This window comes from Micromonospora sp. ATCC 39149, from assembly GCF_000158815.1.
In the GTDB taxonomy this organism is placed as follows: Bacteria; Actinomycetota; Actinomycetes; order Mycobacteriales; family Micromonosporaceae; genus Micromonospora.
Genome location: NZ_GG657738.1, coordinates 5,843,316 through 5,849,428 on the forward strand (window position 1 = coordinate 5,843,316; position 6,113 = coordinate 5,849,428).

Genomic DNA, 6,113 nt, shown 5'->3' on the forward strand with positions numbered 1-6,113 from the left:
TGCGGGGCGGAATGGCCCTGCCAGCCGGCCCGGCTGGGCCTGCTGGTGGAGTTCCGGGGGCGATCGGACCGCCCTGATTTTCTACCTGGCCCAGCTCATGGTCGAGGCCCGCGCCCAGCTCGCCCAACTCCACCCCGAGAGCGCTTCCGACCTGCACGAACGCTTCATCAACTGGGCCCAAACCCGGGGAAGCGCACCCCGCGCCGACGGCGAGCCGGATCGCTGACCACGTCTCGACGCCCGGCTGACCACGTCTCGACAAAAAGAGTGGCCGGCGGCCGCGACGGGATCAGGCCGGGGCGGCCGGGCGCTCGCGGCGCGGCACCCTCGCCACCACCGCCTCGTACGAGGCGTCCACCGCCTCGCGCAGCTCGTCGTCGTCGATCGCGCCGGCCAGCCGCAGGCTGTTCCAGCCGAACCGGCCGATGTGGGAGGAGGCGACGGCGTCGCCGGGGAACCGGTGCAGCCACTCGTCGGCCAACTCGCGGGTGGGGCCGCACTTGACGCCCACCCGGTCGGCGGACTCGGGGCCGAGAAAGGCGAAGATCTTCCTGCCGACCTTCACCACGATCTCCTCGTCCCACGGCTGGTCGAGCCACGCGCCGGGCTTCGCCAGGCAGTACGCCAGCAGTTCCGCGCGGTCCACTCATGCCTCCCCGTCGCCGTTGCCACCCGGTCTGGCCCCGTCCATCTTCTCGCCCCCGGTCGATTCCGTCTCGCCCCCTGCTGTTCCCGCGTCGACGCCGACCCGGCCGGTGAGCCGCTCGTAGCGCTGCCGGGCGGCCTGCGCCGAACCGAGCCCCAGGCCGTGGGCGACCGCCTGCCAGGTCAGGCCCCGGTCGCGGGCGAGCCGCAGCAGGCCGGCCTCCAGTGCGTCCACCTCGGCACGTAGGTGCGGCACGAGGGTGAGCGCGGCGACCAGGTCGGTCGGATCGACCGGCTCCTCGCCGTCGGCCAGCTCCGCGCCACCGGCGGCGAGCGCGGTCACCAGGGCCACCGCCTCGTACGGGTCGAGCACGTACGGGTGGGCGTAGCGGCGGCGGCGCGCGTCGTCGGCCGCGTGTCGCTCGGCGATCCGGGTCAGCGCGGCGTGGGTGCGGTGCGCCCGCGCCCGCCCCGGATCGGGCATCGCGAAAGGTTCTTGCTGCTCCAGGCTCATTCCTGGATTGCAACACTTGAACGAATAATTGTCAACGAAGTGTTTAAATCTCAGTGGTGATCGACTCCCGTCGGCGGTATGGGGCGAACCCAAGCTCGGGGAAGCCCCCATGTCGCCGACATGGAGGCGCCCCGCCCAGCCCTAGCTGTAGCGCCCCGCTCAGCCCGCGCCCCGAGTCCAGCCCGCGCCGGGCCGGGGCTGGTCGAGGGTCGGGACTGGGTAGGGTCGGCCCATGTCCTACCCCGAAGTGGGCATCGCCGGGCTGGCCGAGTTGCTCGCCGGGCCCGTCGTGCCGGCCGCCCGGGGGCTGCTCGGCTGCCGGCTCTCGGCCGGCGGGGTCACCGTCCGGATCACCGAGGTCGAGGCGTACGCGGGCACGGCCGGAGATCTCGCCTCGCACGCCCACCGGGGGCGCACCCCGCGCAACGCCGTGATGTTCGGCCCGGCGGGGCACGCCTACGTCTACTTCACGTACGGCATGCACTGGTGCGTGAACGTGGTGACCGGGCCGCAGGGGGAGGCCGCGGCAGTGCTGCTGCGGGCCGGCGAGGTGGTCGAGGGCGTCGAGGTCGCGCGGTCCCGCCGCACCGCCGTACGCCGGGATGTGGATCTCGCGCGGGGCCCGGCGCGGCTCTGCGCCGCCCTCGGTATCGACCGCACGCTGTACGGGCGGTACCTGCTCGGCGACGGGCCGGTGCGGCTGCGCCCGGCGGCCGAGCCGGTGCCCGAGGCGACGATCGCCGCCGGGCCCCGGGTCGGGGTGACCGGTGCACACGACGTGCCGTGGCGGTTCTGGATCGCCGGCGAGCCGACCGTGAGCCAGTACCGCCGGCACGTGCCCCGCTCCCGCCGCTGACCCACCCCGCTTCCGCCGCTGACTTACCCAGCTCCTGCCGCTGACTTACCCAGAGGCCGACGGCTGGAACTGTCCGCTCCCGCCGCCGACCTGCGGCGGCCGCTCCCCGCTGACCTGCGGCGACCGCCCCCTGCTCCCGGTGCGTCGGCCGGTTTCTGTCGGTCCCCGTGGTCATAATCACGCCATTCGGCTTCCGGCTCCGCGAAGGACATCCATGACGACCCTGCTCGCGATCGGCACCGGCAAGGGCCTCTTCCTCGCCACCAGCGTCGATGGCCGCCGCACCTGGCGGGTCAGCGGCCCGCACCACCCGATGACCGGCGTGTACGCGGTGGCGGTGGACACGCGGCGCGACGTTCCCCGCCTGCTCGCCGGAACGACCAGCTCGCACTTCGGGCCCAGCGTGGCCACCAGCGACGACCTGGGGGCGTCCTGGCAGGAGCCCGAGCAGGCCCCGGTCGCCTTCCCGGCCGACACCGGGGCGAGCCTCGGGCGGGTCTGGCAGCTCGCGCCCGCCGGGCCGGCGGAGCCAGAGGTGGTCTGGGCCGGCACCGAGCCGTCGGCGCTGTTCCGCTCCGCCGACGGGGGGCGCACCTTCGAGTTGGTCCGCGCGCTGTGGGACCACCCGCACCGCAAGCAGTGGGAGGCGGGCTTCGGCGGCCAGGCGGTGCACACCGTCCTGCCGCACCCGCACGACCCGGCCCGACTCACGGTGGCCATGTCGACCGGTGGGGTCTACCACTCCGACGACGCGGGCGCGAGCTGGGCACCGGGCAACACGGGCATCCGGGCCTATTTCCTGCCCGACGAGTGGCCCGAGTTCGGCCAGTGCGTGCACAAGGTGGCCCGGGACGCCGGTGATCCGGAGCGGCTCTACGCGCAGACCACCACGGCGTCTACCGCTCGACGACGGGGGCGGACCTGGTGTCGATCGCCGCCGCTTGCCCAGCGACTCGGGTCCCGATGGTGGCCCACCCCCGCCGCCCCGGGATAATAGGTCGATCCCCCTCGCCGCCGACTCCCGGCGCTTCCCGGGCGACGAGCGCTGCCGGGTCTACCGTTCCGCCGATGCTTTGCGAGACGTGGGAGGCGCTTTCGGCGGGGGGTGCCCGATGGGCCGTTCTACCCGGCGGTGCTGCGCGACGCGATGTGCGCCGACGACGCCGAGGGGGCCGGGGTCTACTTCGGCACCCGCTCCGGCGAGGTCTACGCCAGCCGCGACTATTTGCTACTCCTGGTCCCTGGTCGCCGCGCACCTGCCCGACGTGCTCTGCGTCCGCGCCGCGGAGGTCTGATTGGTCACCGTTTTTGGTGCCGGGGCCGCTACGCGGCGAGGTCGGCGGCGCGGCGCGGCTCACCGTCGCGGCGGCCGGGACGCTGCGCGACGTCCTCGACGAGTTGGCCGGGCAGTGGCCCCGGCTGGCCCGGCGGTTGCGTGACGAGCGCGGCGAGGTGCGTCGGTACGTCAACGTCTACGTCGACGGGGAGGACTGCCGGCACCTGGGCGGGCTGGACGCGCCGGTCCGCCCCGGCGCCGAGGTGCGGGTGCTGCCCTCGGTGGCCGGCGGCTGACCCGCGTTCCCGCCACGGAATCCCACCGGGCGCACCCGATTCGCCGCCTCCACCCGAGGGCACCGGGCAGCCGATTCGCCGCCGCCGACCAGGCCACCGCGCGCCCGCGGCACGGGAGCATGGGCCCCGACCGACGGAATAGTTGACTCGTCAAATATGTTGTGGGCCATGTCCGGGGCCGCACCGGCCCGGTAGCCACACGAGGAGCCGTCATGCAGTTCGGGGTCTTCACCGTCGGAGACGTCACCGTCGACCCGACCACCGGGCGGGAGCCGTCGGAGCACGAGCGGATCAAGGCGATGGTGACCATCGCCCGGAAGGTCGAGGAGGTCGGGCTCGACGTCTTCGCCACCGGCGAGCACCACAACCCGCCCTTCGTGCCGTCGTCGCCCACCACCATGCTGGGCTGGATCGCGGCCCGCACCGAGCGACTGCTGCTCTCCACCGCCACCACCCTGATCACCACCAACGACCCGGTGAAGATCGCCGAGGACTACGCGATGCTCCAACACCTCGCCGACGGCCGGGTCGACCTGATGCTCGGCCGGGGCAACACCGGCCCGGTCTACCCGTGGTTCGGCAAGGACATCAGAAAACGGCATCCCGCTGACCATCGAGAACTACGACCTGCTGCGCCGGCTCTGGCGCGAGGACGTGGTCGACTGGTCGGGCAAGTACCGCACCCCGCTACAGTCGTTCACCTCGACGCCGCGCCCCCTGGACGGGGTGCCGCCGTTCGTCTGGCACGGCTCGATCCGCAGCCCGGAGATCGCCGAGCAGGCCGCGTACTACGGCGACGGCTTCTTCGCCAACCACATCTTCTGGCCCAAGGAGCACACCCAGCGGATGGTCGGCCTCTACCGGGAGCGCTTCGCGCACTACGGGCACGGCTCGCCCGACGAGGCGATCGTCGGCCTCGGCGGCCAGGTGTTCATGCGGCGCAACTCGCAGGACGCGGTCCGGGAGTTCCGCCCGTACTTCGACAACGCCCCCGTCTACGGCCACGGACCGGCGCTGGAGGACTTCATGGCGCAGACCCCGCTGACCGTCGGCAGCCCGCAGCAGGTGATCGACCGTACTCTCGGCTTCCGCGACTACGTCGGCGACTACCAGCGGCAGCTCTTCCTGATCGACCACGCCGGGCTGCCGCTGAAGACCGTGCTGGAGCAACTCGACCTCCTCGGCGAGGAGGTGGTCCCCGTGCTGCGCCGGGAGTTCGCCGCGCTGCGGCCCGCGCACGTGCCCGAGGCTCCCACGCACGCCTCGCTGAAGGCCGCCCGCGACGCCGGTGACGCAGCCGACACCGCGCTGGGCGCGTCGAGCACCGGCGCCGGGTCGGGTGCCGTCGGCGAGCCGGCCGTTGCCGGTGCCGCCCCGGAGACGGGGCGATGAGCCGCCGTACCCTCGCCGTGGTCTCCGCCGGGCTCTCCCGGCCCTCGTCGACCCGGCTGCTCGCCGATCAGCTCGCCGCGGCCACCCGCGACGAGCTGACCCGGCGCGGCGTCGAGGTGGAGCTGCGTCCCGTCGAACTGCGCGACCACGCCCACGACGTCGTCAACCACCTGCTCACCGGCTTCCCGCCGCCCGCCCTGCGCGAGGCGCTGGACACGTTCGCCGCAGCCGACGGCGTGGTGGCGGTCACGCCGATCTTCAACGCGTCCTACAGCGGGCTGTTCAAGTCCTTCTTCGACGTGCTGGACGCCGGCACGCTGGTGGACCGGCCCGTGCTGATCGCCGCCACCGGCGGCACCGCCCGGCACTCCCTCGCCCTGGAGCACGCCGTCCGGCCGATGTTCGCGTACCTGCGGGCGGTGGTCGTGCCCACGGCGGTCTTCGCGGCCCCCGAGGACTGGTCGGGTGCGGCGGCCGAGGGCGCCCTGCGCTCCCGGATCGTCCGCGCGGCCGGCGAACTGGCCGACCAGGTGCGGCAGCGGCCCGCCGCCGCGCCGCCGGACCCGTTCGCGCTCACCGCCGGCTTCGACGAACTGCTCGCCGGCCGCGACCCCGCCTGACCGTCCGTTCCGCCGGCCCTCCCGGCCCCGCCTGACCGCCCCGGCCCGCCGCCGGGTCACGCGGCGTCTGCCGGCTGCGGGTGGGCGACCAGCACGGGGCAGTGCGCGTGCTGTACGAGCGCCTGGCTGACCGAGCCGAGCACGAGCCCGCTGAAGCCGCCGCGCCCGCGAGAGCCGACCACCACCAGCGCCGCGTCCCCGCTCAACTCGATCAGGACCCGCTCGGGCTTGGCCGCCCGCACCGGCCGTCGCTCGACGGCCAGGTCCGGGTGGGCGGCCGTGACCTCGGCGGCGGTCGCGTCGAGCAGGTTCGCGGACTCGGCCCGGGACACGGCCCCGGCCTCCTCGACCTCGCTCGGCACCGGGCGCGCGTCGTCGGCCGTCGCCACGTGCACCAGCACCAGGCCGGTGCCCCGGCGGGCCGCCTCGTCGGCGGCGAGAACGGCGGCGAGCCGCCCTGGCTGCGACCCGTCCACCCCGGCGACCACCGGGCCGTCGACCGGGATCGCCTGCT

General features: G+C 74.2%; 7 protein-coding genes and 2 pseudogenes. 6 read left to right on the forward strand and 3 right to left on the reverse strand.

Translation table 11 applies throughout. The features are described from left to right. Positions 1 to 226, forward strand: a pseudogene (locus MCAG_RS33940) (hypothetical protein); the annotation flags it as partial. 63 nt (positions 227 to 289) lie between these two features. Here MCAG_RS33940 and MCAG_RS25680 read toward each other — a convergent pair. Continuing rightward, positions 290 to 646, reverse strand: a complete 357-nt coding sequence (locus MCAG_RS25680; RefSeq protein ID WP_007075868.1) for an MmcQ/YjbR family DNA-binding protein — start codon at positions 644 to 646, stop codon at positions 290 to 292. Continuing rightward, positions 647 to 1,159, reverse strand: a complete 513-nt coding sequence (locus MCAG_RS25685) for a hypothetical protein (protein ID WP_050778060.1) — start codon at positions 1,157 to 1,159, stop codon at positions 647 to 649. A 232-nt stretch (positions 1,160 to 1,391) separates the two neighbouring features. On the opposite strand from MCAG_RS25685, the gene MCAG_RS25690 reads away from it, so the two are divergent. From MCAG_RS25690 to MCAG_RS25710, 5 genes and pseudogenes are all read left to right on the forward strand, one after another. Further along, the gene (locus tag MCAG_RS25690; RefSeq protein WP_007075870.1) at positions 1,392 to 2,015 is read left to right on the forward strand and encodes a DNA-3-methyladenine glycosylase; all 624 of its coding nucleotides are present in this window, start codon (positions 1,392 to 1,394) and stop codon (positions 2,013 to 2,015) included. A 214-nt stretch (positions 2,016 to 2,229) separates the two neighbouring features. Next, a complete protein-coding gene (locus MCAG_RS25695) occupies positions 2,230 to 3,009 on the forward strand; it encodes an exo-alpha-sialidase (RefSeq protein ID WP_232290275.1) in 780 nt (259 codons plus the stop codon). 317 nt (positions 3,010 to 3,326) lie between these two features. Next, the gene (locus MCAG_RS25700; RefSeq protein WP_007075872.1) at positions 3,327 to 3,587 is read left to right on the forward strand and encodes a ubiquitin-like small modifier protein 1; all 261 of its coding nucleotides are present in this window, start codon (positions 3,327 to 3,329) and stop codon (positions 3,585 to 3,587) included. A 212-nt stretch (positions 3,588 to 3,799) separates the two neighbouring features. Then, positions 3,800 to 4,979, forward strand: a pseudogene (locus MCAG_RS25705) (LLM class flavin-dependent oxidoreductase). Further along, on the forward strand, positions 4,976 to 5,599 hold the full coding sequence (locus tag MCAG_RS25710) for an FMN reductase (RefSeq protein WP_007075874.1): 624 nt from the start codon (positions 4,976 to 4,978) through the stop codon (positions 5,597 to 5,599). Before MCAG_RS25705 ends, MCAG_RS25710 begins: the two are co-directional and overlap by 4 nt. 56 nt (positions 5,600 to 5,655) lie before the next feature. Here the strand turns inward: MCAG_RS25710 and MCAG_RS25715 are convergent. Continuing rightward, the coding region (locus MCAG_RS25715) for a universal stress protein (RefSeq protein ID WP_036375247.1) at positions 5,656 to 6,113 on the reverse strand (458 nt) is incomplete at its 5' end.

Coding starts and splice junctions, on each gene's coding strand:
- MCAG_RS25685 (WP_050778060.1), bottom strand. CDS start 1,159: ATGAGCCTGGAGCAGCAAGAACCTTTCGCGATGCCCGATCCGGGGCGG.
- MCAG_RS25690 (WP_007075870.1), top strand. CDS start 1,392: ATGTCCTACCCCGAAGTGGGCATCGCCGGGCTGGCCGAGTTGCTCGCC.
- MCAG_RS25695 (WP_232290275.1), top strand. CDS start 2,230: ATGACGACCCTGCTCGCGATCGGCACCGGCAAGGGCCTCTTCCTCGCC.
- MCAG_RS25710 (WP_007075874.1), top strand. CDS start 4,976: ATGAGCCGCCGTACCCTCGCCGTGGTCTCCGCCGGGCTCTCCCGGCCC.